Below are 25,409 nucleotides of genomic sequence, written 5' to 3'. Positions count from 1 at the left end.
GGGGGCGGGCCGAACGCGCGACGACCGGCCTTCACGGTCAGCGTGGCGAGGGCAGCGTTGGCGCCACCACCGATCACCGCGCCGATACCGAACGGTGCCACTCGACCGAGAACGATGATTCCCTGCTTGGTCCCGTACTTCGTGATGAAGTTCCGCCCCAGGACCGTCCGTCGAGGGCACCTGATGCCATGCCGTGAACTCCTTGGGTCGTCACGTTCCACGGCTACCCGACCCCGGCGGAATCGCAAGCGGTGGCTGCCGTACTGATGTCGCCGTAGGTCGTGCTGTGGCGCGGGATCCGTCAGGAGATCCTGGCCGTGGAGTATGCCCTGACCGTCCACAGTGGCGCTCCCGCCGGTCCGGCACGCTTACCGGACCGAACATCAGGAGCAACCTCGGCCGATCCGTCACTGCCGACGTCCGTTCTCCGACGATCACCCGGTGGTTGTCGACGACGGCGGTCCGGCCGGAGGTCAGGTCACCACCGTGAAACCGGCGCGCAGCAGGTCCTCGTCCCGGGAGGACGCCCCGACGAGCAGGTCGAACGCGCCCGGCTCGACCACCCGGCCACCCCGGGCGTCGACGAGCGTGCAGCTCGCCACCGGCAGGCTCAGCTCGACCGTACGCGCCTCGCCGGGGGCGAGGGACACCTGCCGGTACCCCTTCAACTCCTTCTCCGCCCAGGTGACCGAGGTGACCGTGTCGCTGACGTACACCTGCACGGTCTCCCGGACCGGGCGTCGCCCGGTGTTGCGGACCTCGACGCGGGCCCGCAGGGTGTCCCGCGCGGTGACCGTGGGGGTCAGCACACGCAGGTCGGCGTACTCGACGGTGGTGTAGCTCAGACCCTCGCCGAAGGCGAACGCCGGGCGCTGCGTGAGGTCGGCGTACCGGGTGCCGTGCTGGCCCCGGATCTGGTTGTAGTAGGTGGGCTGCTGGCCGGCGTGCCGGGCGAAGGAGATCGGCAGCCGGCCCTCCGGTTCGGTCAGCCCGAGCAGCAGCTCGGCGATCGCCCGGCCGCCCCGCATGCCCGGGTTGGCGGCGTGGACCACGGCGGCGGCGGTGAGCACGGAGGGCGGCAGCACCAGCGGCTTGGACGCGATCAGGACGACGATCAGGGGTCGACCGGTGGCGGCGAGCGCGTCGAGCAGCGCGACCTGGCCGCCGACCAGTTCCAGGGTGGCGGTCGACTTGCCCTCGCCGACCAGTTCGATGCGGTCCCCGACGACCGCGACCACGTAGTCGGCGTTCCGGGCCGCCTCGACCGCCTCGGCGATCAGACGCTCGTCGGGCGCGGCGGGAACGACCACGGGCGGTCGGGGCTGCCCGTCGGGGAAGAACTCTCCGGCGGGGTCGGGGCCGAGGGTCAGGATGTCCGCACCCCGGGCGTACGTGACGGTCCAGCCCACCGGCACGTGCGCGCGCAGCCCGTCCAGGACCGTCCGGGTCATCTCGCGGGGGTGGCCGTCGGGCAGCCAGTCGGCCTGTCCGGAGGCGCCGGCCCAGTCACCGAGCTGGGTGTGCGGGTCGTCGGCGTTCGGGCCGACCACGGCGATCCGGCGCGGCGTCGCACCGGGGTCGGCGACGGCGCGGCCGGCGGCGTCGGCGGTGTGTCCGCCGGCCAGCGGCAGGGTGCCGTCGTTGCGCAGCAGCACCAGGCTGCGGCGGGCGACCTCCAGGTTGAGCGCGGCGTGCGCGGCGCTGCCGATGACCTGTGCCTGGCGGGCCGGGTCCGGCCGGCGCGGGTCCTCGAAGAGCCCCAGCTCGAACTTGAGGGTGAGGATGCGGGTGACCGCCCGGTCCAGGTCGGCCTCGTCGAGCAGCCCGCGCGCGATCGCGTCCTGCGCGCCCTGGAAGAACCCGGGGGTGGTCATCACCATGTCGTTGCCGGCCCGCACCGCGGCCGCCGAGGCCGCCGCGTAGTCGGCGTGGATGCGCTGTTCCCAGACCATCCGGCCGACGTTGTCCCAGTCGGTGACCAGGGTGCCGGTATAGCCCCACTCCCCGCGCAGGACCTCGTCGAGAAGCCAGTCGTTCACCGTGACCGGCACCCCGTCGATCGACTGGTACCCGAGCATGAACGTCCGGCACCCCTCGCGGGCGACCCGCTCGAACGGCGGGAGGAACCAGGACCGCAGCTTGCGCCGGGAGATGTCGGCCTCGCTGGCGTCCCGGCCGCCCTGGGTCTCGGAGTACCCGGCGAAGTGCTTCGCACAGGCCAGGATCGCCGTCGGGTCGGTCAGGCCGTCGCCCTGGTAGCCGCGCACCATGGCCGAGGCGAACTCGCCGATCAGGAAGGGGTCCTCGCCGAACGTCTCGTCGACCCGACCCCAGCGCAGGTCCCGGGCGATGCAGAGGACCGGGGAGAAGGTCCAGTGGACGCCGGTCGCGGCAGCCTCGACGGCGGTGGCCCGGGCGACCCGTTCCGCCAGCGAAGGGTCCCAGGTGGCGGCCATGCCGAGCTGGGTGGGGTAGATCGTCGCGCCGGCCCAGAACGAGTGGCCGTGGATGCAGTCCTCGGCGACGAGCAGCGGGATGCCCAACCGCGACCGGGCGGCCAGGTCGACCGCCTCGACGACACGCTCGGGCGAGGCGTGCAGGATCGACCCCACGTGCATCCGCTCGACCAGGTCGCGCACCCCGTCCTGGGCCGAGAGCTGGAGCATCTGGCCGACCTTCTCCGGCACGGTCATCCGGGCCAGCAGGTCGGTGACGCGGGCGGCGACCGGCAGGGCGGGGTCGAGGTACGGCGATGAGGGCACGCGGTGGTCCTTCCCGGACGCCGGGGCGTCGCAGTCGCGGTGGTTCCGGGCGTCAGCGGCACCCGTTCGGCACCCTCCGACTGTGGCCCGGGGACACCGTCTCCGGCAACCACGCCGCTGGCGATGTCGGCTGTGCACCCGTGCGGTTCCACCGCCGGGTCGCGTCGGCCGGTACGTCATCAACCAACCAGCGAGCCAATGATGATCGTCAATCATATTTCCGCTGGTCACACGCCGAACACCACCACTTGACACTACGGGAAAGAACAATCACAGCCAGGAAAAAGCCGATGACCAGGCACCTTGTCCATTACGGAACTACCAGTACCAAAAAGCCGCACAGGAGCGTTAAGGTATCGATGCACGCCGGTGCGTTGTCACGCGGCTTTCGTGATCTTGTGGCTCCGGCGTCCGGTCCGGCCGTGACCACGGTCACGGAAGTCGACCGACGGCCGGCAGATGAGGCGGTGCGGGATGCGGCACGCCGCCTCATACGGTGGACTCGACGGTGGACAGGGAAGGGTTGAGCTGCTTCGGATCTGGCGGACGGAATAGCAAGGCTGGTTTTCGGCGGCCCACTCCAACGGCGAGGTAAACGTGAAGACAGAGACGTCTCTCACCCCGGTGACCGGCATGCCGACGAGCGTGCCGACCCACTCCGAGGGAATCGTGATCGACTGGTCGGCACCGCGGGCCTGCTCGGCCGAGAGCAGACGGATGACCAGCACGAAGACCGAACTGCCAGCGGGAAAGCTCTTCCGGTTCGGGCGCTCGACACGGACCGCGGCGGTGGATCCGCACGCCGCGCACGCCATCGGCGCCGTCCGCGCGCTGCCGCACTGCTGGTCCCTGTCGAATCTGACGAGTAACACGACGTTCGTGGTGGAAAACCTCGAGGGTGGCACCGAGTTAATCAAGGTGGCACCGCGACGACTCGACGCGGTGGTGCCGTTCGAGATGTCGAGAGTGCTCGTTCCCTCGGTTGGTGGACTGCTCGAACTCAGGGTGTTCGCCGCACCGCCGACATTTCTCGACTCACGAATCTCCGGCATCGCTTCGCATATTTCGCTGCCCGTACTGGATGAACAGACGAAGTACTTCCTGGTGCTCGTCGCACTCTGCGAGCCGCGCCTGCGCGGATCATCCACGGCCGCCGTGCCGTCAGTGCAGCAGGTCATCGAGCGACTGCGACCGGCACCCGGGTTCGCCAATGTGAACCGTAGCAGCATCAACTACCACATCGACTATCTGCGGCAGTACAAGTTGCCCATCGACGAGAAGTCGATGTCGTCGTACGGCGGCCGGATGCACTCCAAGCGAGAGGCGCTGGTCGCCTTCGCGCTCCGCTACGACCTGGTCCGGGAGGAGCACCTCAACCTCCTGCCCGGCCGACGTGAGTCGACGGGACAGCCCGGCGGGCGCTGGGCGCACGCGGGCTGAGAGGCGGCGCAACGTCGCCCGGGCAGGAGGCCGGCGCGCCCGTCGGCCACCGCCCCGGAGACCGCCTCACCCGTCGGCCACCGCCCCGGAGGTCGTCACCGGTACGCCGTCGAGCAGGGCGGCGATGCCCGCCAGGTCGGGTTGCCGTAGCAACGCGGAGGCCCGCAGCCGGGCACCGGTGGCCTCCTCGAGGGCGGCCAGCAGCCGCGCGACCATCAGCGAGTTGCCGCCGATGTCGACGAAGCGGTCGGCCAGCGTGGTCTCCGGCCGGTCCAGCAGGTCCCGGCACACCCGCAGGACGAGTCGTTGCTGCCCGGTGAGCCCCTCGACGTCCTCCGGCGACCCGGCCGGCGCCGGTACCAGGTCCCGCAGGGCCGCGTGGTCGGTCTTGCCGTTCGCGGTCACCGGGATGGACGCGACGACCCGCAGGACGTCGGGCACCGCCTGTTCGGGCAGCCAGCCCCGGACCCGGGCGAGCACCGCGTCGGCGTCGATCCGGCCGCCCGGCCGGGGTTGCGCGAAGGCCGTCAGGCGGGTACCCGCCGGTGACGGCGTCGCCACGACGGCGGCCCGGACCACGTCGGGGTCGCGTTCGAGCGCCGCCTCCACCTCCGCCGGTTCGACCCGGACCCCGCTCACCTTGACCTGGTCGTCGACCCGGCCGAGGAACTCCAGCATTCCGTCGGCGCCCATCCGGACCCGGTCACCCGTCGGGTAGACCCGGTCGAGGCCGGCCAGCTCCGGCGGCGGGGGCACGAAGGGCGGGCCGCCCCGGTCACCGAAGCAGGCCAGCGACAGCCCGCTGCCGCCGATGCGCAGCTCGCCGGGTTCGCCCCGGGGGACCGTACGCCCCGACGGATCGGTGACGCCGACCACCGCGCCGGCCACCGGGCCGCCGATCGGCGGCTGCCGGTCCCGGTCGGGCCGGCCGGTCAGCCGGCACACCGTGGTCGTCACGGTGGCCTCGGCCGGGCCGTACATGTTGTGGACCGTCGCGGTCACGTCCGGCCCCGGCCAGCGACCCAACCGCTCGCCGCCGATCCCCAGGTGTCGCAGTCGCAGGTCCGCCGGCCACGGCCGGGCCAGCACCAGCTCGGCGATCGGGGTGGGCACGTTGCTCACCGTCACGGCTTCCCGGGCCCACCACCGGGTCAGCAGATGCGGGTCCCGGCACGCCTCACCGGGCGTGACGGACAGGGTCGCCCCCGCGCAGAGGGTGGCGAACAGTTCCATGACGTGCGGGTCGAACGCCGGGTTGATCAGTAGGCTGTGCCGCTCCCCCGGACCCAGGCCCACGTAGTCGTGGTACCACCGCACGAGCGCCGCCAGCGAGTCCCGCCCCACGGCGACGGCCCGTGGGGTACCCGAGGTGCCCGAGGTCAGGACGACGTAACCGGTGTCGGTGGGCACCGGTGCGGCCTCCGGTGGCACCGGCGGGAACACCGCCACCGTGGCCCGCGCCGGACCAGAGGCGTCGTCGCGCACCGGCCCGGAAGCATCGGGCCCGGAAGCACCGTCGCGCACCGGCCCGGGAGCATCGGGAAGCGGGATCCGGTCGGCGGCGTCGGACGTCCGGTCGGCCCGGTCCACGACGCACGTCACCCGGACGATCCGCCGCACCAGGTCGAGGCGCTGCTGGGCGCACCCCGGCCCGAGGGGCAGGTACACCGCCCCGAGGCGGACGATCGCGAGGGCGGTCGCCACCAGTTCGACCGACCGGTCCAGTCGTACGCCGACCACGTCCCCCGGCCGCACCCGGTCCCGCAACGCGTCCGCCGTCCGATCGGCGAGCGCGCCCAGTTCCGCGTACGTCAACCGCCGGTCGCCGTCCCGCACGGCCACGCCCGCGCCCCGGGCGGTCCAGTGGCGCAGCCAGTCGCCGACCGACCCGCCGGGCGCGGGCGGCGGCGGCAGCGGGCCCCCGTGCGCGATGCTCCACGCCACGTCGTCGCCGACCACAGTGTCGTCCCGCACGCCGTACCTCTCTCCTGCCTCAGCCAAGACCCATCGCCCCCGCGATGATCACTTTCTGGATCTCGGTCGTGCCCTCGATGATGGTCATCGTCCGGACCTGCCGGTACAGGAACTCCAACGGGTGTCCCCGCACCCAGCCGGTGGCCCCGTGGACCTGCAACGCCCGGTCCACCACCCGGACGGCCATGGTGGACGCGGTGAGCTTCGCCAGCGCGGCGTTCTCGGGCGGCTCCACGCCCGAGTCGACGAGCCGGGCGCAGGCGAGGGTGAGCACCTTGGACGCCTCGAGTTCGGCGCGGCTGGTCACCAGGTGCTCCTGCACGTGCTGGTAGTCGCCGATCGGCCGGCCGAAGGCCCGCCGGTGCCGGGCGTACTCGACGCCGAGGGAGAGCGCGTACTCGGCGATCCCGTTGCACTGCGCGGCGACCATCAGCCGGCCCCGCGACAGGCTGCCGATACTGGCCCCGAGGGCGTCCGGGTCGGCGGCGTCGCCGAGCAGTGCCTCCTCGGGCACCTCGGCGGCGTCCAGCACCAGTTCGTGCAGCACCTCGCCGGACATGCCCTCGTAGCGCTGTCCCAGCCGCATCCCCGGATGCTCCCGCTCCACCACGAACACGGCAGGTCGCCGCCGTCCCGCCGAGGTCTCGACCGCGGCGACGACGAGCACCAGGTCGGCGTGGGCCGCGTTGCTGACGAACGTCTTCCGGCCGGAGATGACCCACCCGCCGTCGGTCCGCTCCGCGGTGGTGGTCAGGCGGAAGGCGTCCGATCCGGCGTCCGGCTCGGTCAGCGCCAGGCACCGGGTGCGTTGCCCGCGCACGAGCGGTTCGAGATACCGCTTGACCTGCGCGTCGGTGCCACCCAGCAGCAGCGGGCTCGGCCCCTCCGACCCGGCGAGGGCGTACGGGGCCAGCCGGCAACCGGTGCGGCCGGCGACGTGGTGCAGGGCCACCACGGCGCTGAACGGCATCCCGCTGCCGCCCAGCGACTCGGGGTAGTCACCGGCGTAGAAGCCGAGCTGGGCGGAGCGCTGGCGGACGTAGGAACAGAGGTCGTACGAGGGGTGGCCGCCGTCGCCGAGTTCGGCGGCGAGCGGTTCCAGCTCCCGGCGGACGAAGGTGCCGAAGGAGTCGAGCAGTTCCCGGTACTCGTCCTCGAACACCGCTGACGGCTCGGTCACGGCCGCACCACCCCGATCGTCGTGTCCACGTTCATGGCGTCCTCACCGGCCGGTCAGGACGCGGTGCAGGATCCGGCGTTCCCGGACCTCGCCCATGCCGACGGGCGGCAGGCCCGGCATGGGGGTGGGACGTCCACCCGAGGCCATCCACCGCCAGGTGTCCGCCACGGTCTCGCCGACCGGCCGGCAGGTGAGACCGGCGGCGGCCGCCGCCGCGCCGCAGGTGTGCCAGGCGGCCCGGTTCTCCGGCAGGTCGGGCAGCCACAGCGGCATCTCCCACCAGGGAAGCACCTCCCGGGCGAGCAGCACCTCCTCGGCGGCCCAGACCAGCTCGGCGTCGCTGCCGGTGGCCGTCACCGCATGGCCCAGCCACTCCCCCATGGTGGTGTTCGGTCCGTCCGGGACGGTGTTGAAGACACCGCTGGCCCAGTTCTCGACCCGCTCGACGACGAACCGGGCGAGGTCGCGGACGTCCAGCAACTGGAGTGGGCGGGACGGGTCCCCGGGGGCCAGGACGGGTCCACCCCGGCTGATCCGGTCCAGCCACCACAGCGCCTGGCCGATGTTGTCGTGCGGTCCGACGATGGTGCCGGGCCGGACGATCAGCGCACGGTCCCTCGGGTAGACCAGGTGTACGGCCTCCTCGCAGCCGACCTTGCGGGCCCCGTACCGGCGGTGGTCGGCGGGGTCGCCCTCCTCGTCCGGTTCACCCGCGTGGCACGGCGAGTCCTCGTGCACCGGAACCGACTTCCAGTCCGGGTAGACCGAGACACTGGAGACGAAGGCGTAGAACCCGGTGCCGGGGGCCAGGACCCGGGCGGTCCGCAGCACGTCCGCCGGGACCAGCCCGGACGGGTCGATCACCGCGTCGAAGGAACGTCCGTGCAGCGCGCCGAGCCCGCCGTCGTGGCCCCGGTCGCCCCGGACCGCCTCCACGCCGGGGGTGTCCGGGCCGGTCCGGCCCCGGTTGAGGGTGGTCACCGCGTGACCCCGGGCGAGGGCGTCGGCGACGATCGCGCGACCGACGAAGGAGGTGCCGCCCAGGACCAGGATCCGCATGCCGGCCATCAGCCGCCGTCGCCCGCCGCGCGTCCCTCGGCGGCCAGCGCCGCCCGCACCGAGCCCGCCAGCTCCGCCACCCCGGGGGCGGCGTACACGCTGCGCAACGGCAGGTCCAGCTCGTAGGTCTCGTTGATCCGGGCGGCCAGTTCGATCGCCAGCAGCGAGTCGCCACCCAGGTCGAAGAAGTTGTCGTCCGGTCCGACCTCGGGCACCCCGAAGAGTTCGACGAAGAGCGCCCGCACCGTGGTCAGGATCGCCTCGTCGGGCACCGCCGGGGCGGTGTCGGGCGCTGCGGCCGTCCCGGCGTCGACCGGCACGGCGGGAGCGGTGTCCGCCGGAGCGGCGGCGGGGACGGTGTCCGCCGGAGCGGCAGAGGTGTCTGTGGGCACGGCGGGACGGACCCCGGTCGGCGCGGGTGCCGGTGTCGGGGCGGGCTCCGGCAGGTAGGAGCGCCGTTCGAAGGGATAGGTCGGCAGCGGCACCCGGTGGCGCCGCTCCCCCTCGTACAGCCGCCAGCGCGGGTCCAGTCCCGCCGCCCAGAGCCGGCCGAGGGTGGTGAGGACGGCGGCGTACGTCGATCCGTGTTCCGGCGTCGGCAGCGTGGCCAGGACGGTGTGCCGGCGTACCGCGTCGGGGCGCGCGGCGAGCCGGTCGGTGAGGGTCGTGCCCCGTCCCACCTCGAGCAGCGTCAACGCACGCCAGCCGAGCAGCGTGTCGAGCGCGGCGTCGACGGAGCCGGCGGCATCGGCGTGCGCCACCCAGTGACCGGCCGGGTCGACGGCCTGCCGGGTGTCCATCCAGCCACCGGTCAGGTCGGACACCCACGGCAGTACGGGCCGGCGCCCGGGCACCCGGCGCGCGAGCGCCGCGAGCTCCTCCCGGGCGGTGGCACCGTCGGACCGGACCCGGGCCCGCTGCGCCACCAGCGGCAGGGCCTCGTCGTGGCGGAGCACCCCGGCCACGCACGCGGCGGTGTACGCCCCGGTGCCCTGTCCGGCCACCGCGACGGGTGCCACCCCCCAGTGCCGCCAGAGCGCGGCCAGCGCGTACTGGACGACGAAGGTCACGCACGCCTCGACCACCGGGTCGGCCCCGGCGGTGGACGGTTCCCGGCGGAGGACGGCCGTGCGCAGGTCCCCGCCGAGTCCGGCGGGGGCCGCGCGGACGCAGTCGTCGACCGCGGCCCGGAACACCGGTTCGTGCGCGTACAGCTCGTCCACCGGCGGGTGCGCCGGCTCCCGGTCGGCGAAGAGGTGCACCACGTCGCCGGCGGCCGTACCGGTCCGACCCGCGGCGGACGCCGGTCCGGGGACGGTCAGGGCCGCCGCCTGCGTGCCGGAGGCGCACACCGCGAACCGGCGGTACGGATGCCCGGCGCGACTGTGCTGGAGGGTCCAGGCGGCGTCGGCGAGGTCGGCCCCGTCGCGGGTGGCCACCGCCCGGACCACCCCGGCGGCGGCGGTGTCGAGCGCCTCGGCGGTGCGGGCCGAGACGGTCAGCAGGTGCCACGGACGGCCGGTCGGCGCTTCCGCCGGCGGCGGGGCCTCCTCGACCACCACGTGGGCGTTCGTCCCGCCGATGCCCATGCCGCTGATCCCCGCCCGGCGGACCCCGGCGCGGGGCTCCCAGTCACAGAGCGTGGTGTTGACGACGAAGGGGCTCGCGTCGAAGTCGATCTTCCGGTTCGGCTCGCGGAAGTGCAGGCTCGGCGGGATCCGCCGGTGCCGCAGCGCGAGCACGGTCTTGATGAAGCCGGCGACGCCGGCCGCCGTGTCGGCGTGGCCGATGTTCGTCTTGACCGAGCCGATCCGGCAGAACCCGCGCGCGTCGGTGGCACCCCGGAACGCGTTGGTCAGCGCCTCCACCTCGATCGGGTCACCCAGCGGGGTGCCGGTGCCGTGTGCCTCGACATAGCTGATCGTGTCCGCGCTCACCCCGGCGACGGCCTGGGCGGCCCGGACCACCTCGGTCTGCCCGTCGACGCCGGGCGCGGTGAAGCCGACCTTCGCGGCACCGTCGTTGTTGACCGCCGAGCCCCGGACGACGGCGTGCACGTGGTCACCGTCGCGCAGCGCGTCCTCCAGCCGGCGCAGCACGACCACCCCGACCCCCTCGCCGCTGACGAAGCCGCTGCCGGCCTCGTCGAAGGCGCGCACGTACCCGTCCCGGGACACCGGGCCGCCCTTGCTCCACGGCACGAGGGCGGCGGGCACGACCGCGGAGACCCCGCCGGCCAGCGCCGCCTCGCAGTCCCCGGCCAGCAGCGCCTGGGCCGCCAGGTGGATCGCCACCAGCGAGGTGGAGCATCCGGTCTGGACGGTCACCGCCGGGCCGGTCAGGCCGAGCTTGTAGGCGACCCGGGCGGTCAGCAGGTCCATCGAGTTGGCCAGCCGCACCGCCCAGTCGTCCACGGTCAGGTGCTCCCGCACGTGGCGCTCGTAGGACGACTGCGAGCTGCCGGCGTACACGCCGACCGGCCAGGGGCAGCGGGCCGGGTCGTAGCCGGCGTCCTCCAGTGCCTCCCAGGCGCACTCCAGCAGCAGCCGGTGCTGCGGGTCCAGCATCGTCGCCTCACGCGGGGTGAAGCCGAAGAAGGCCGCGTCGAAGCGGTCCGCACCGTCGAGGACACCCCGCCCCGGGGTGTACGTGTGCCCGCCGGACTGGCGTGCCGGGAAGCGGGTGATGGACTCCTCCCCACCGCTGAGGTTGCGCCAGAACTCGTCGAGGTTCGCGGCCCCCGGGAACCGCCCGGCCATGCCGACGACTGCGATCAGGGTGCTGTCAGGGTTCACGGCTGCGTTCCTGTCTCGTCCAGCGGTACGGCTTCCTGGGGTTGGTCGTCGGTGCCGCCGCGACGAGCCCGGGCGCGGGTCAGGCGGTCCCGCCCGGCCAGCCGGGCCTGCCCGAGGTCGGGCCGCCCGGACGGGGCCCCGTCCGCCCCGGCCAGGTGGGCGGCGATCGCCTCGACGGTGGGATAGCGGAACAGGGTGACCACCGGCAGGTCCAGCCGCAGTTCGCGGACCAGCCGCGCGTGCACCCGGAGCAGCAGCAGTGAATGCCCGCCGAGGTCGAAGAAGTTGTCGGTCCGGCCGACCCGGTCGACGCCGAGAACCTCCCGCCAGACCCGGGCGATCTGTTCCTCCCGGTCGGAGGCGAGCGGAACATCGGGACGGATCACGGTGGCCACGACCGGCGGGAGTTCGTCCCGACGGATCTTGCCGACCGGGGTGCGCGGCAGCTTCGGCACCGGCACGAAGGCCGAGGGGACCAGGTGCGCGGGCAGCCGGCCGGCGAGGAACGCCCGCAGTTCCCCGGGCGCGGGTGCGTCGCCCACGGGTTCGACGTAGGCGACCAGTTGCGCCTCCCCGGTGTCCTGACCGGCGGTCAGCTGCACGTACGCGTCGCGGACCTGCGGATGCTCGACCAGCACCGAACGGACCTCGCCCGGTTCGATCCGGTAGCCACGGAACTTGACCTGGTCGTCGAGGCGGCCCGCGAAGTGCAGCCGACCCGCGGTGTCGCGGTAGCCGCGGTCGCCGGTGCGGTACACCCGCTGCCCGCCGAGGGCGTCGACCCGCGGGAACGCCCCGGCGGTGGCCGCCTCGTCGTGCGGGTAGCCCCGGGCCAGACCGGCACCGGCGACGGCGATCTCGCCGACCGCGCCGTCGGGCAGCGGCCACCCGGACCGGTCCACCACGTACGTGCGCGTGCCAGGCAGGTCGGTGCCGAGCGGCACGGTGGCCGTGGTCGCCAGATCCGCCCCGGTCACCTCGTGCACGGTCGAGGTGACCGTCGCCTCGGTGACGCCGTAGGCGTTGAGGACGGTGGTCGTACCGGCCCCGACCAGGTCCCGCAGCGACTCGCCGGTGACCGCCTCGCCGCCGACGACCAGCAGCCGGGGCCGCCAGCGCCGGTCCCGCCAGGCCGCGGCGAGCTCCGGGGCGACGGTGAGGACGTAACTCGTCGGCAGGTTCGCCACCGTCACCTGCCGCGCGGCGGACACCGCGACCAGCTCCGGTCCACCCAGGACCTCGCTCTGCGGGACCACCAGGCGGGCACCGACCGCCAGGGTCGGCAGGATCTCCTCCAGGGCGACGTCGAAGTGCGGCTGGGTGAACATCAGCACCCGGTCCGCCGGCCCCAGGGCGTAGCGCCCGACGATCGCGTCGACCAGGTGGGACAGGGCGGCCCGGCCCACCGCCACCGGCTTCGGCACGCCGGTGGAGCCGGAGGTGTGGATGACGTAGGCGACGCCGTCGAGGGACACGGCCGGGCGGGCGGCCGGCCACCGGTCGCCGTCGAGCACGGCGAGGGGTGCCGGGACAGCGGGCAGCCGGCCGGCGGTGGCCGCGTCAGTGAGCACCAGAGCCGGTCGCAGCCGGTCGAGCAGCAGGCGGAGCCGTTCAGCCGGGTCGGTGGCGGACATCGGGCAGTACACGGCACCGACCCGCGCGCAGGCCAGGAGCGCGACCACCACGTCCACGCCCCGGGGCAGCAGCACGGCCACCGGCTGGCCGGCGTCCACGCCGGCGGCGGTCAGCGCGGACGCCACCCGTCCCACCCGGGCGTCGAGGTCCCGGTAGGTGAGGGTGCGGGCGCCGCTCACCACGGCGACCGCCTCGGGGTCGCGTCCCGCAGGCAGCAGCACCCCGGAGACCACGGGGTGGCACGGGGTCTCCCCGGCGGCGGCGTCGTCGACGACCGGGGGCGGGGCCGCGGCGAGTGACGCGACCGGGGCCGTCGGCGGCGCGTCGAGGTACGCCTCGACGAGCGCGGCGAGCCGGTCGGCGAGCAGGCGGACCGTCTCGGCGGAGAACAGGTCGGCGTCGTAGTCCCAGTGCAGGTCGATCGCGGCCGGACCGACCCGGGGCCCGACGACGCGCCGGGCGTCCGGGATGAGCACCAGGTCGAGGTCGAAGCGGGTGGTCCCGAAGTTGTGGCCCTCGGACAGCACCACGTCCAGCCCGGGCACCCGGACGTCGGGCACGGTGTCGTCGACGCCGCTGAAGGCGATGTTGAACAGCGGGTTCTCGACCCCGCTGGTGTGCCGGCCGATCTCGCGGGTGAGCTGCTGGATCGGCACGTCCTGGTGCGGGATGGCCCGGATCAGGGTCTCGGTGACGTCGGAGAGCACGTCGTCGACCGGGGTCTCGCCGGACAGGCGCAGCCGCAGCGGGATCGTGTTGACGAACATGCCGACCGACGTGTCGACCTCGTCGTAGCGGTTGCCGACCGCCGTGCCGACGATCAGGTCGTCCTGGCCGCAGTGCCGGCGGACGAGTTCGGCGAAGAGGCCGAGCAACGTGGTGTAGACGGTGTGCCCGCTGGCGACACTGCGGGCCCGGATCCGGTCGGCCACCTCCGGGGCGAACCGCTGCCGGTGCTGGGCACCGTGGTTGCGACGGACCGCGCCGGGCCGGGCGAGGCCGGGCAGGGTCGCCTCGAAGGTGGCGTCCGCCAGCTCCCGGTGCCAGAAGGCCAGACTCTCCGCGCGCTCGCCGGGCGGCACGGCCGCCACCCGGCGCAGGTGCTCGGTGTACGGGACGGTCGCCGGCAACTCGACCGGTTCACCGGCGACGAGGGCCCGGTAGGCGCGGAACAGGTCGCCGACCAGGATCAGGAAGGACCGGCCGTCGTGGATCAGGTGGTGCTCGACGTGGATCAGCCGGTGTTCCCGCGTACCGGTCCGGACCAGGCACCAGCGGACCAGCGGAGCCTCGTACGTGTCGAAGCTGGTCGTGGCCTCGGCCCGGACCACCTCGTCGAACGCCGCCTCGACGTCGGTCTCCCCGGAGATGTCCACGGTGCGGAAGCGGGGGCGGCACCGGTCGCGCACCCGCTGCGCCGGCCGGGCGTCCGGGGTGTCGGTCAGCTCCAGGCGCAGCCCGTCGTGGTGGTCGAGCACGTGGCCCAGTGCCTCGTGCACCGCGTCCGCGTCGAGATCGCCGCGCACGACGACGAACGCGGTGAAGTTGTAGGCACGGCTACCCGGGGACAGTCTCTCGTGGACCCAGACGATCTCCTGGGACGGTGAGAGGTCGAACAGACCTTCCTGGCCCATGTCACACCTTCGTCTTGTCGGTTCGGCGGAGGCACTCCGGTGCTCAGCGGACACGGCGACCACGGCGGGCGGGACCGCGAACCGACCGTAGCCAGCGGCGCCCGGCAGTGGTCCCTGACAGGTGACAGGCTCCTGCCGCCGTCGGGCTCGGTTACGTTTCCGACTCACCAGGGCCGAGGGAGGTAGGCCGACGTGACGACGGTCTGGGACGACTTGGCGGACCGGCTCCGCAGCCTCGGGGAGGAGGCCGACGGGTGGCTGGTCGCCGCGCCCCGGGACGCGGTCTTCGTGCCGCCGGGCGGGTCGCTGGACCCGACCTTCGTGGCCACCGCGCTGGCGGTGCCGGAGACCTCCTTCGTGCTGTGGGACGCCGCCAACGTGCGTCGACACGTGGGGTTCATCCGGCGGGTGCTGGCCGACAACGGCATCGGGCTGGCCGTCGGGCTCAAGGCCTGCGCCAACCGGACCGTCCTGTCGATCCTGGCGCGGATGGGCCTGCTCGCCGACGCGCAGTCGCCGGGTGAGGTGGCGCTGGCCCGGTCGGTGGGCTTCGGGACGGTCACCGCGACCGGGCCGGCGTTCCGCCCGCCGGACCTGGACCGCCTGCTCCGCGACGGGGTGCTGCTGGACGTCCAGTCGCCCCTCCAGTTCGCCCAGCTGGAGGAGCGCGGCACCGTCGAGCCGGTCGGTTTCCGGGCCCGGGTACGGCTGCCCGAACGGCTGCGGCACCCGTCGACGTTCGACGTGGTGAGCCGGTTCGGCATCGAGCTGACCCCCGACGGGCTGGAGCGGGTCGCGCGCTCGCCGTTGACGGTGGAGCGGATCCGGGTGCACACCGGGGAGGCGCTCTCGGCCGACGTGGCGCGCAGCCTGGAGTACCGGGCCCGGCTGGGCGTGCTGCTGGCCGCCGCGTTCCCCGAGGTCGGTGAGATCAACCTGGGCGGCGGGTTCCTGGCGCTGTCCCGGAACCCGTCGGCGCTGCCGGAGGCGTTCAAACGGGTCGGCGAGGTGTTCGACGAGGCGGCCGGGACGCTGGGCAGACGCCTGCGGTGCTGGGTGGAGCCGGGTTCGGCGCTGCTGCTGGACAGCGCGTACCTGGTCACCGAGGTGCTGGACGTCGACCCGGCCCGGCACGCGGTCACCGTCGCCGCGTCCCCGTGGAACGTGGCGCCGTGGACCTTCGCCACCGTCCACGTACTCGACGGTGGTGAGCCCTGGGAGTTCGTCGGCGACGTCTACGGACCGGCGCTGTACGAGAACGACCGGCTGCGACGCACCGAGCGGCACTGCCCGACCGGCCGGCTGCCGAGGGTGGGCGACCGGCTGGCGGTCAGTTCCTTCGGGTCGTACACGCTGGTCCACGGCCGGACGTTCGGGCAGATCCCGCTGCCCCCGCAGTACATCTTCGACGCCAACGGATGGCAGGGAGCCGCATGAGCCACGTGAACTGGATCGTCTCGGCCGACGGGGAGGGCGGCGGCACCGGTCTGGTCGGTCGGATCGACCTGGACCTCGACGTCGACGAACTCGCGCACGCCGCCGACGAGCTGTTGCGTCACCATCCGCTGATCTTCGACCAGACCCAGCAGCTCGCCGTCCAGGTGCGACCGGGCTCGTCGGACCCCTGGTACGAGTCCTGCTACCAGGAGAAGGACATCGCGCCGGAGCACGAGTACGCGGAACTCAACCCCGAGCTGAAGGGCACCTACTTCGAGGAGGTCGTCGCCCGGTTCCCGTTCCCGGTGTTCCGGACCCGGCTGATGGCGCTGACCGCGCGGACCTGCTACTCGGTGCACCGCGACGACACCGCCCGGCTGCACGTGGCGATCCGGACCAGCGAGCACGCGGCGTTCGTCTTCGTCGAGCGCAACGAGGTGTTCCGGGTGCCCACCGACGGCAACGCGTACCTGCTGAACACCACCGAGGTGCACACCGCGCTCAACGGTGCCCGGGACCTGCGGCTGCACCTGGTGGCCGGCGCGGCGCTGGACACCTCGCGGTGACCGACACGCGCGGAACACGGGCATGAGCGGGGACGCTGTCGAGATCGACGACCTCACCCGGGTGTACCGGGGGGTGCGGGGCGAACCCCGCACCGCCCTGGACCGGCTCACCCTGCGCATCGGCCGGGGTGAGATCCACGGGCTGCTCGGGCCGAACGGGGCCGGCAAGACGACGCTGTGCAAGATCCTGTCGACGGTGCTGCTGCCCACCTCCGGCACGGCCCGGGTGGACGGTCACGACGTGGTGACCGACACCGCCGCCGCCCGGCAGCGCATCGGCATCGCCTTCGGCGGGGAACGCGGCCTGTACGGGCGGCTCACCGCCCGGCAGAACCTGATGTACTGGTCGGCGCTGTACCGCCAGCCCACCGCCGCCGCCAGGGTGCGGGTGGCCGCGCTGCTGGAGCGGGTCGGGCTGGCCGACCGGGCCGGCGAGCGGGTGGAGACGTTCTCGCGCGGGATGAAGCAGCGGCTGCACCTGGCGCGGGGCCTGGTCGGCGACCCGCAGGTGGTGATCCTGGACGAGCCGACCGTCGGCATGGACCCGGTGGCCGCCCGCGAGTTCCGGGTGCTGGTGGGCGAGGTCCGGGCCGAGGGACGCACCGTCCTGCTCACCACGCACGACATGGCCGAGGCGGAGGCGGTCTGTGACCGGGTGTCCCTCGTCGACGGCGGTCGGCTGGTCACCACCGAGGACCCACGCACCATCGGCGGCTGGCTGTCCACGTACGAGCGGGTCACCGCCGAGGGCGTGCCGGCGGCGACCGTGGAGGTGCTGCGGACCGTGTCCGGGGTGGTGAGCGTCGGCACCCTGCCCACCGGGGCGGTACGGGTGGAGACCGACGCTCCCGGGGCGGCCCGGGAGGTGCTGCGGATCCTCGTCGACGCCGGGGTCACCCGGCTCTCCACCGGCCGTCCGTCGCTGGAGGAGGTCTACCTGCACGTGGTCGGGGACCGGGGGCTGGAGATCCGTTGACAGCTCTCTTCTGGGCGGCCGTCCGGTTCCAGGCGGCCCACGTGTGGCGGTCGGTCAACGACCTGATGGTGCTGGTGACGCTGCCCCTGTTCACCGTCGCCTTCCTGGCGGTGCTGGTCGAGTCCGACCGCCGCGACCTGGCCCCGTACGCGATCGTCGGGTCGGGTGCGATGTCGCTGTGGTCCATGGCGGTGAACATCTCGGGTGGCACCATCGAGGGCGACCGGCGCAACGGCGTGCTGGAGGCCGCGGTCGCCACCCCCGCCCCGCTGGTGGTGGTCCTGCTCGGCCGGATCACCGCGGTCACCGTGATCAGCCAGATCGGGCTGGTCGAGTCGGCCCTGGTGGCCTGGGTCGGTTTCGGGATCACCATCGAGGTGCACCATCCGCTGGTCTTCCTGCTCACCGTGGTCTGCAACACCGTCGCCGTGGTGGGTACCGCGACGGCGCTGGCCGGGGTGTTCGTGCTGGGCCGGTGGGCGCTGACGCTGAAGAGCTCGCTGACGTACCCCTTCTACGTGCTCGGTGGCGCGGTCGTGCCGGTCGCCTTCCTGCCGGAGTGGTTGCAGCCGCTGACCCGGGTGGTCTTCCTCTCCTGGTCGGCCGAGCTGCTGCGGGACTGCCTGTCCCCGGCGGCCGTGCGGAACGTGCCGGCGCGACTGGCGGTGCTGCTCGTGTTGGGCGCGGTCGCGTTCGCCGTCGGGGTCTGGGTGATCGAGCGGATCATGCGGCGGCTGCGGGCCCTGGGCACGGTGGGGTACGCGTGACCGGCCTCCTCACCGACCACCTCCGGGTCCTGCGGTACGCGGTGCTCACCGCCCTGGCCGACCTGCGGGCCATCTACACCTGGCGGTCCTGGACCTTCATCTGGCTGGTGCGCATCCTGTGCCAGGTGAGCCTGTTCGCGCTGCTGGGCCGGCTGCTGGACGCCCCGGACAAGGTGAGCTATCTGATCGTCGGCAACTCGGTCTTCATGGTGGCCAACACCGCGCTCCAGGTGGTCAACTCCACCGCGTGGGAGCGGCTGCTCGGCACCCTCCCGCTGCTGGTGGCCTCCCCCACCGGTCCGTTCACGGTGTTCACCGGCCGCAGCGTGCTGTGGCTGCTGGACGGCATCGGGGTGGGTACGGTCTCCCTGCTCCTGCTCCCGCCCGTCTTCGGGGTGCCCCTGCCGATGCCGACCGCCCTGCTCGCCGTCCCGCTCGTCGTGCTCGCCGGGGTGTCGACGTACTGCTTCGGGCTGCTGCTGGGTGCGCTCGCGCTGCGGACGGTGTCGCTGCGCGCCCTGATCGCGAGCCTGGGCGGACTGTGCCTGATGGTGCTCACCGGCGTGCAGGTGCCGACCACCTTCTGGCCCGCGCCGATCTCCTGGCTGGCGGAGGTGCTGCCGCTCACGCACGGGCTGCTGGCCGTACGCGAGCTGCTGGCGCAGGGGCCGACCGCCGGGGTGGCCCGGCTCGCGGTGACCGAGGCGGTGATCGCCGCCGGGTGGCTGCTCGTCGCGGTCCTGGCCTTCCGGCACTACGACCGCAGCGGACGCCGGGAGGCGTCCGTCGACTTCAGCGACGAATGACGGAGAACAAGTGATCATCTGGCTCAACGGACCGTTCGGGGCGGGGAAGACCACGCTCAGCGAGAGGCTCGCCGCGCTGCTGCCGGGCAGCCTGGTCGTCGACCCCGAGGAGGTCGGCTTCGCGCTGCGGCGGCTCGTGCCGCCCCCGCCCACCGGCGACTTCCAGGACCTGCCCATCTGGCGCAGCCTGACCCTGTTCACCCTGCGGGAGATCCGCCGGCTCTACGGCGCCACGCTGATCGTGCCGATGACCCTGGTCGTGCCCGCCTACCTGACGGAGATCGTCGGCGGTCTGGTCGACGGCGGCGAGGACGTCCTGCACGTCTGGTTGGACGTCGACGAGCCCGTCCTGCGGTCCCGGATCACCGCCCAGGTCATCGACCCGACCGACCCGGTGCACGACGCGGAGGTCCGCCGGTGGCGGCTGGACCAGGTCGACCGGTGCCGGGCGGCCCGGCCGCACCTGCCGGCCGGCACCCGGTTCCTCGACTCGGGCACCACCGACCCGGACACCCTGGCGGCGGAGGTCACCGGCTGGGTGACGGCCGGCAGACACCACTAGCGAAGGAGCGGACGCGATGGTCGACGTTCTCGGCGGCGGCGGGCCGGAGGCGGGCACCGGGCCGGGTGCCCCGGACTCCCTGGTCCCGATCGGCCGGAACTGGGGCATGTGGCCGGTCGTCCTCCTGCGCTCCGTCGGGCACGCGGCGGAGCAGCTGCGGGACTTCCTCGCCGCGGCCGAGGAGCAACGGCACACCGGGAGCGGGCTGCGTGAGGTCGTCGAACGGTTCGCCGCCGACCCGTGGCTGCTGGAGGCGATGTGCTGGCAGAACCCGACCATCGTCAACTCCTGGCTCGGCCGGTACGCCACCGAGGGGGTCGGCGGCACCAAGCGCCCCACCTACTACCGGGGCAAGCTGCTCACCCTCGGTGTCTACCTCCAGCGTTACGCGACCCGGAACGAGACCATCGGGTTCTTCGGCCCGATCGCCTGGGCCCACCTCGATCCCCGCCGGGACCTGCTCGTCGAGGTCGGCGGGAAGGGTGAGCGGGTCCGGCACACCACGTACTTCGAGCCGTGGGCCCTGACCGCGCTCGCCCGGGCGTGGGAGGCCGAGCCGGAGGTGCGGTGGCACCTGCCGGTGGTCGTCAACCAGGCCGGGGCGCTCCGGGACGACGCGTTCGTCCGCCCCCGCCGGGGACCGCACCCGCTCACCGACGACCAGCGTCTGGTGCTGCGCCACCTGGGTGGTTCGGGGTACGCCGACGAGGTGCTCGGGGCGCTCGGGGCGGACTGGGACCGGGCTCGGCTGACCGACGTGCTCGACACGCTCCAGCGCGCCGGGTGCCTGCACTGGGGCTTCGACATCACCGTGGTCGGCGGCTCCGAGGAGGTCCTCGACGCGCAGCTGGCCCGCCTGCCGGACGAACCGCGCCACCGCCTGCGCGCCGACCTGCACCAGCTGAGCCGGCTGCGGCGGGACGTCTGCGCCGCCGCCGGTGACGCCACCGGCGTGTGGCGGGCCACCAACGCGCTGGCCGAGTCGTTCGAGGCCATCTCGGGGGTGGACAGCTCGGTCCAGAAGCGGACCAACCCCGACTGCCGGGAGCTGCTCTACCACGACGTCACCGTGGACTGGGACGCCACACTCGGCGCGCGGGCGGTCGACGGGCTGGCCGGTCCGCTGGAACTGCTGATGGAGACCTGCCGGTACGCCAGCTGGCGGTTCGCCGCCGGGATCGAGGACCGGGCGAGGACGGCCCTGCGCCGGGACCCGTCCCTGGAGGCGGTCTTCGACGAGCTGCTGCCGGAACTGGACGACCGCCGTCCCGGCCGGATCGTCCGGAGCGTCATGGCCGAGGTGCGGCGGATCGTCGCCGAACTGTTGGCGGCGGAGCCGGGCGTCGAGGCACCGGACGGGTCGCGCGTGCACCGCAGCGCCGCGCTGCGCCAACGCTGGCTGGCGGCCTTCGCGGCGCCCCGGGCGGGCTGGTCGGCGGCCGAGCTGCACAGCACCGACATCATGCTCGCCCGGCGGGACGACGAGCACCTGTGGGTGCTGGGCGAGCTGCACACGACGATCAACCCGCTGGACTACCGGTTCTGTTTGGAGAACCAGCCGGAACCGGGCCGGTTGGAGGCCCTGATCGACGCGGCCACCCCGCCGGAACGCTTCATCGCGGCCGTGCCGCCCACGCCGCGTCTCTCCCCCCGGACCGCGCCGCCACCGGCGGCGTACCTGCCGGACAAGCACCGGTACTGGACGCTCTGGCCGCGCACGTCGATGCCGGCGTCGGTGCCGAAATTGTCCTGCGTGGACCTGCGGGTCGTCGAGCGGGACGGCACGGTGGTGGTGGTCGACGGCACCGGGCGGGTCGTCACCCGGCTGACCGAGTTCATCGGCGAGTTCCTGTCGTTGGCGCTCTACAACACGCTGTCGATCTTTCCCGAGGCCGACCGGATGCCCCGCGTCCGCATCGACGACCTGGTGGTGCAGCGCGTGTACCGACGGATCCCGGTACGGGAGTTCGCGCCGCTGCTGGCCGCGCCGCCCAGCCGGGTCGAGTTGGCCGGTTTCTTCCGCGATCGGGGACTGCCCCGCTACTCGTTCGTCCGGGTGCCGGGCGAGCCGAAGCCGGTCTTCTGCGACGCCCAGAGCTGGATCACCACGCACAACGTCGTCCGGCTGGTCCGCAAGGTCGCCGACCGCCCGGACGCGATGGTGAAGGTCCAGGAGATGCTGCCCGACTTCGACGACCTCTGGCTGACCGGCCCGGACGGCCGGACCAGGACCAGCGAGTTCCGGTTCGTGCTCCAGGACCGCCAGGGGACGGGAGGCGACGGTGTCCGATGAGGCCCTGTCGGTGCGGCCGGCGACCGGCACCCCTCTCGTCCCGATCGGTCCGCACTGGGGCATGTGGCCGATCGCCCAGCTGCGCTCCGCCGGCTGCCCCGCCGAGCAGCTCCGCGACTTCCTCGCCTCGGCGCAGGCGCACCGGCACGACGGGGCCGGGCTGCGCGAACTGCTCGCCCGGTGCACCGCCGACCGGTGGCTGCTGGAGGCGCTGTGCTGGCAGAACCCGGACATGGTCAACCGGTGGGTGGGCCGGTACGCCACCGAGGGGGTTCCCGACTCCCGGACGCCCTACTACTACCGCGACAAGCTGCTGATCCTCGGGTCCTACCTCCAGCGCTACACGACGAAGAACGAGACCATCGGGTTCTTCGGCCCGATCGGCTGGGCACACGTCGACCGGGAACGTGACCTGGTCGTCGAGGTCGCCGGGACGGGTGAGCGGGTCCGGCACACCGCGTACTTCGAACCGTGGGCCCTGACCGCCCTGGCCCGTGCCTGGGAAGCCGATCCGGAGGTGCGGTGGCACCTGCCGGTCACCGTCGACGCGGCCGGGATCCGCCGCGACGACACGTTCGTCCGCCCCCGCCGGGGACCGCACCGGCTCACCGCCGACCAGCACCTGGTGCTGACCTGCCTGGGCGGTTCCGGGTACGCCGACGAGCTGCTCGGATCCGTCCGCGCGGCCGGCGGCCCGCACTGGGACCGGCACCGGCTGACCGACGTGCTCGACACGCTCCAGCGGGCCGGGTGCCTGCACTGGGGCTTCGACGTGCCGATGGTCGGCGGGTCCGAGGAGGTGCTCGACGCCCAGCTGGCCCGACTGCCGGAGGAACCGCGCCACCGCCTGCGCGGGCAGCTGCACGAACTGACCCGGCTGCGCCGGGACGTCTGCGCCGCCGCCGGTGACGCCACCGGCGTCTGGCGGGCCACCAACGCGCTGGCCGAGTCCTTCGAGGCGGTCGCGGGGGTGGACCGTTCGATCCGCAAGCGGATCAACCCGAACAGCCGGGAGCTGCTCTACCACGACGTCACCGTGGACTGGGACGCGACCGTCGGCGCACGGGCCGTCGCGGAGCTGGGCGGCCCGTTGGAACTGCTGATGGAGACCTGCCGGTACGCGAGCTGGCGGCTGGCCGCCGGGATCGAGGACCGGGCGAGGACGGCCCTGCGCCGGGACCCGTCCCTGGAGGCGGTCTTCGACGAGCTGCTGCCGGAACTGGACGACCGTCGCCCGGGTCGGATCCACCGCGGCGTCACGGCCGAGATCCACGGGATGGTCGCCGACCTGCTGGCCACCGACTCCGGCACGCGGGCGCCGGACGGCTCCCGCGTCCACCGCAGCGCCGTGCTCCGGGAGCGCTGGCGGGCGGCCTTCCGGGTCCCCCGGGCAGGCTGGTCGGCGGCGTCGACGCACAGCGCGGACGTGATGCTCGCCCGCCGGAACGGCGAGCACCTGTGGGTGCTGGGCGAGGTGCACGCCACGGTGAACCCGCTGGACTACCGGTTCTGCCTGGACAACCAGCCGGAACCGGGCCGGTTGGAGGCCCTGGTCGACGCGGCCACCCCGGCGGAACGCTTCGTCCCCGCCCTGCCGCCGACGCCACGGCGCTCGCCCCGGACCGCGCCGCCGCCGGCCGCGTACCTGCCGGACAAACACCGCTACTGGACGCTGTGGCCGCGGACGATGCTGCCCGCGTCGGTGCCCAAGATGTCCTGCGTCGACCTGCGGGTCGCCGAACGGGACGGTCAGGTGGTCGTCGTCGACGGCGCGGGGCGGATCGTCAGCCGGCTGACCGAGTTCGTCGGCGAGTTCCTGTCCCTGGCGTTCTACAACGTCCTGTCGCTCTTCCCCGACGCCGACCACCTGCCCCGCGTCCGCATCGACGACCTCGTGGTGCAGCGCGAGTCCTGGCGCCTGCCGGTACGGGAGTTCGCGCCACTGCTGAGGACCTCACCCAGCAGGATCGAGCTGGAGGGCTTCTTCCGACAGCGGGGGTTGCCCCGCCACTCGTTCGTCCGGGTGCCGGGCGAGCCGAAGCCGGTCTTCTGCGACGCGACGAGCTGGGTCACCGCGAACCAGGTCGTCCGGCAGCTCCGCAAGGTCGCCGACCGCCCGGACGCGATGGTGAAGGTCCAGGAGATGCTGCCCGACTTCGACGACCTCTGGCTCACCGGCCCGGACGGCCGGACCAGGACCAGCGAGTTCCGATTCGTCCTACAGGACCTGAGGGGTACGGAGGAGACCGGTGTCCGGTGAGGTCGTCTCGTTGCAGGAGGAGTCCTGGCTGGGCTCGCTGGCCGGTCAGCCGTACGGCTCGCCGACCCTGGTGACCGCCACCTGGGAGGTCACCGGGCCGCTCGACCGACGGGCGCTGGAGGCGGCGCTGCACGGGGCAGCCGAACGCCACGACGTGCTGCGTCGCGGCTACCTGCCCACCGGTGCCCGGACGGTCGGCGACGCCCACGTGCGGTGGGAGGTCGTGCCGGAGGGGCCGGAGGAGGACGTCCGGCGGGACATGCTGGCGGTGCTGCGGCAGCGCTTCGTGCGCGACGACCCGCCGCTGTGGCGGGTGGTGCTGACCCGGGTCGGGCCGGACCGGCATCTGCTGGGCATCGCCCTCGACCACCTGGTCATGGACGGGCTCTCCATCGGGGTGGTGCTGCGCACCGTCAACGAGTTGTACGCCGCCGCCCGCGCCGAACCGGACCGGCGGCTCGCGCCACAGACACCCGCCCGGCCGTACGCCGACTTCGCCGAGCGGCAGCGGGCGGCGCTGCACGGCCCCTGGGGGGAACGACGGGCCGCGTACTGGCGACGCGTCCGCCAGGAGTCGGGGCCCTACCCGCCACGCTGCCCGGCCGGGAACCCGGACGCCGGAACCGGCCCGGCCGTGGAACTGCGGCGGCACATCCCCGTCGAGGTCGCCGGCCCGATGATGGCCGGTTGGGCGGCCCACGGCGTCACCGAGTTCGCCCTGGCCGCCGAGGCGCTGCTCCAGGCGTTCACCGAGGTTTCCGGGGCGGAGCACACCGGCCTGGTCACCAACTCCCACGGCCGGTGCCTGCCGGGTTACCTGCGCACGCCGGGCCTGTTCTCGCACGGTATCCCGGTGCACCGGGTCCCGGTGCCGGGCGGGACGCTCGCGGCCCGGGTCGGCGCGCTCCAGGATCGGCTGCTGGAGACCATCGACCACGCGCTGCCGCTGCGCCCGGTCGACCGGATCTGGGGAGCGGGTCTGGTCGGCACCGTTCCGGTGGCGCAGTGCGTGCTCGGCGTGTACACCGCGCGGCCGGAACGCGACCTGCGCCTGGCCGGGCTGGGCATGCGCTGGGTCGACCTGCACGCCGCCGTCGGGGAACCCATCTATCCGACGCTCGGCGCCACCTGCTTCGTCGACTGGGTGCGCAACGCGCGTGGGGTGCACCTGAGCGCGCAGGTCAACCCGGCGGTCTTCGACGCCGACGCGATGGACGCGAGCCTGCGGCGGACGGTCGAGCTGGTCCGCGCCGGGGCGTGAGC

16 protein-coding genes are annotated in these 25,409 nt (G+C 73.5%); 10 read left to right on the top strand and 6 right to left on the bottom strand.

All coding sequences use genetic code 11. The features are described 5' to 3' along the window. Positions 1-473 precede the first annotated feature (473 nt). Positions 474-2,762, bottom strand: a complete 2,289-nt coding sequence (locus tag IGA62_RS25485; protein ID WP_145818509.1) for an exo-beta-d-1,3/1,6-glucosidase — start codon at positions 2,760-2,762, stop codon at positions 474-476. Between the two features lie 597 nt (positions 2,763-3,359). On the opposite strand from IGA62_RS25485, the gene IGA62_RS25480 reads away from it, so the two are divergent. Then, the gene (locus IGA62_RS25480) at positions 3,360-4,202 is read left to right on the top strand and encodes a hypothetical protein (RefSeq protein ID WP_145818510.1); all 843 of its coding nucleotides are present in this window, start codon (positions 3,360-3,362) and stop codon (positions 4,200-4,202) included. A 66-nt stretch (positions 4,203-4,268) separates the two neighbouring features. On the opposite strand, the gene IGA62_RS30680 is transcribed toward IGA62_RS25480, so the two are convergent. From IGA62_RS30680 to IGA62_RS25455, 5 genes are read right to left on the bottom strand one after another with little or no spacing between them, the layout of a single operon-like run. Beyond that, positions 4,269-6,176, bottom strand: a complete 1,908-nt coding sequence (locus IGA62_RS30680; RefSeq protein ID WP_186499870.1) for a non-ribosomal peptide synthetase — start codon at positions 6,174-6,176, stop codon at positions 4,269-4,271. Positions 6,177-6,195: 19 nt separating this feature from the next. Beyond that, positions 6,196-7,356 (bottom strand): acyl-CoA dehydrogenase family protein, encoded by a 1,161-nt coding sequence (locus tag IGA62_RS25470; RefSeq protein WP_145818512.1) that lies wholly within the window; start codon positions 7,354-7,356, stop codon positions 6,196-6,198. A gap of 42 nt (positions 7,357-7,398) precedes the next feature. Next, the gene (locus tag IGA62_RS25465; protein WP_186499871.1) at positions 7,399-8,415 is read right to left on the bottom strand and encodes an NAD-dependent epimerase/dehydratase family protein; all 1,017 of its coding nucleotides are present in this window, start codon (positions 8,413-8,415) and stop codon (positions 7,399-7,401) included. An 8-nt stretch (positions 8,416-8,423) separates the two neighbouring features. Further along, on the bottom strand, positions 8,424-11,210 hold the full coding sequence (locus IGA62_RS25460; protein ID WP_145818514.1) for a type I polyketide synthase: 2,787 nt from the start codon (positions 11,208-11,210) through the stop codon (positions 8,424-8,426). Next, entirely contained in the window at positions 11,207-14,479 is a 3,273-nt protein-coding gene (locus IGA62_RS25455) for a non-ribosomal peptide synthetase (protein WP_198501113.1), read from the bottom strand. Before IGA62_RS25455 ends, IGA62_RS25460 begins: the two co-directional genes overlap by 4 nt. Before the next feature lie 192 nt (positions 14,480-14,671). Between IGA62_RS25455 and IGA62_RS25450 the strand changes: the two genes are divergently transcribed. From IGA62_RS25450 to IGA62_RS25410, 9 genes are read left to right on the top strand one after another with little or no spacing between them, the layout of a single operon-like run. Beyond that, positions 14,672-15,916 (top strand): hypothetical protein, encoded by a 1,245-nt coding sequence (locus IGA62_RS25450; RefSeq protein WP_145818515.1) that lies wholly within the window; start codon positions 14,672-14,674, stop codon positions 15,914-15,916. After that, entirely contained in the window at positions 15,913-16,482 is a 570-nt protein-coding gene (locus tag IGA62_RS25445) for a hypothetical protein (protein WP_145818516.1), read from the top strand. Before IGA62_RS25450 ends, IGA62_RS25445 begins: the two co-directional genes overlap by 4 nt. A 22-nt stretch (positions 16,483-16,504) precedes the next feature. Further along, complete coding sequence (locus IGA62_RS25440; protein WP_145818517.1) at positions 16,505-17,458, top strand: ABC transporter ATP-binding protein; 954 nt, start codon at positions 16,505-16,507, stop codon at positions 17,456-17,458. Then, complete coding sequence (locus IGA62_RS25435) at positions 17,455-18,225, top strand: ABC transporter permease (protein ID WP_145818518.1); 771 nt, start codon at positions 17,455-17,457, stop codon at positions 18,223-18,225. Before IGA62_RS25440 ends, IGA62_RS25435 begins: the two co-directional genes overlap by 4 nt. After that, on the top strand, positions 18,222-19,031 hold the full coding sequence (locus IGA62_RS25430; RefSeq protein ID WP_186499872.1) for an ABC transporter permease: 810 nt from the start codon (positions 18,222-18,224) through the stop codon (positions 19,029-19,031). Before IGA62_RS25435 ends, IGA62_RS25430 begins: the two co-directional genes overlap by 4 nt. 10 nt (positions 19,032-19,041) lie before the next feature. Then, complete coding sequence (locus IGA62_RS25425) at positions 19,042-19,593, top strand: AAA family ATPase (protein ID WP_145818520.1); 552 nt, start codon at positions 19,042-19,044, stop codon at positions 19,591-19,593. A gap of 16 nt (positions 19,594-19,609) precedes the next feature. After that, complete coding sequence (locus tag IGA62_RS25420) at positions 19,610-21,886, top strand: lantibiotic dehydratase (protein ID WP_145818521.1); 2,277 nt, start codon at positions 19,610-19,612, stop codon at positions 21,884-21,886. Beyond that, positions 21,876-24,146, top strand: coding sequence for a lantibiotic dehydratase (locus tag IGA62_RS25415; protein WP_145818522.1), 2,271 nt, complete (start codon positions 21,876-21,878; stop codon positions 24,144-24,146). Before IGA62_RS25420 ends, IGA62_RS25415 begins: the two co-directional genes overlap by 11 nt. Further along, positions 24,136-25,407: a condensation domain-containing protein gene (locus IGA62_RS25410; protein WP_145818523.1), complete on the top strand. Its 1,272-nt coding sequence runs from the start codon at positions 24,136-24,138 to the stop codon at positions 25,405-25,407. Before IGA62_RS25415 ends, IGA62_RS25410 begins: the two co-directional genes overlap by 11 nt. The last annotated feature ends 2 nt before the right edge of the window (positions 25,408-25,409 follow it).

This window comes from Micromonospora sagamiensis (assembly GCF_014680085.1).
Lineage (GTDB): Bacteria > Actinomycetota > Actinomycetes > Mycobacteriales > Micromonosporaceae > Micromonospora > Micromonospora inyonensis.
The sequence above is the reverse complement of the archived record's forward strand: the minus strand, read 5'-3'. Positions and strand labels throughout refer to the sequence as shown.

Excerpts from the sequence above, each read along its gene's own strand:
- IGA62_RS25465 (WP_186499871.1), bottom strand. The coding sequence starts at position 8,415 with ATGCGGATCCTGGTCCTGGGCGGCACCTCCTTCGTCGGTCGCGCGATC.
- IGA62_RS25455 (WP_198501113.1), bottom strand. The coding sequence starts at position 14,479 with ATGGGCCAGGAAGGTCTGTTCGACCTCTCACCGTCCCAGGAGATCGTC.
- IGA62_RS25445 (WP_145818516.1), top strand. The coding sequence starts at position 15,913 with ATGAGCCACGTGAACTGGATCGTCTCGGCCGACGGGGAGGGCGGCGGC.
- IGA62_RS25440 (WP_145818517.1), top strand. The coding sequence starts at position 16,505 with ATGAGCGGGGACGCTGTCGAGATCGACGACCTCACCCGGGTGTACCGG.
- IGA62_RS25420 (WP_145818521.1), top strand. The coding sequence starts at position 19,610 with ATGGTCGACGTTCTCGGCGGCGGCGGGCCGGAGGCGGGCACCGGGCCG.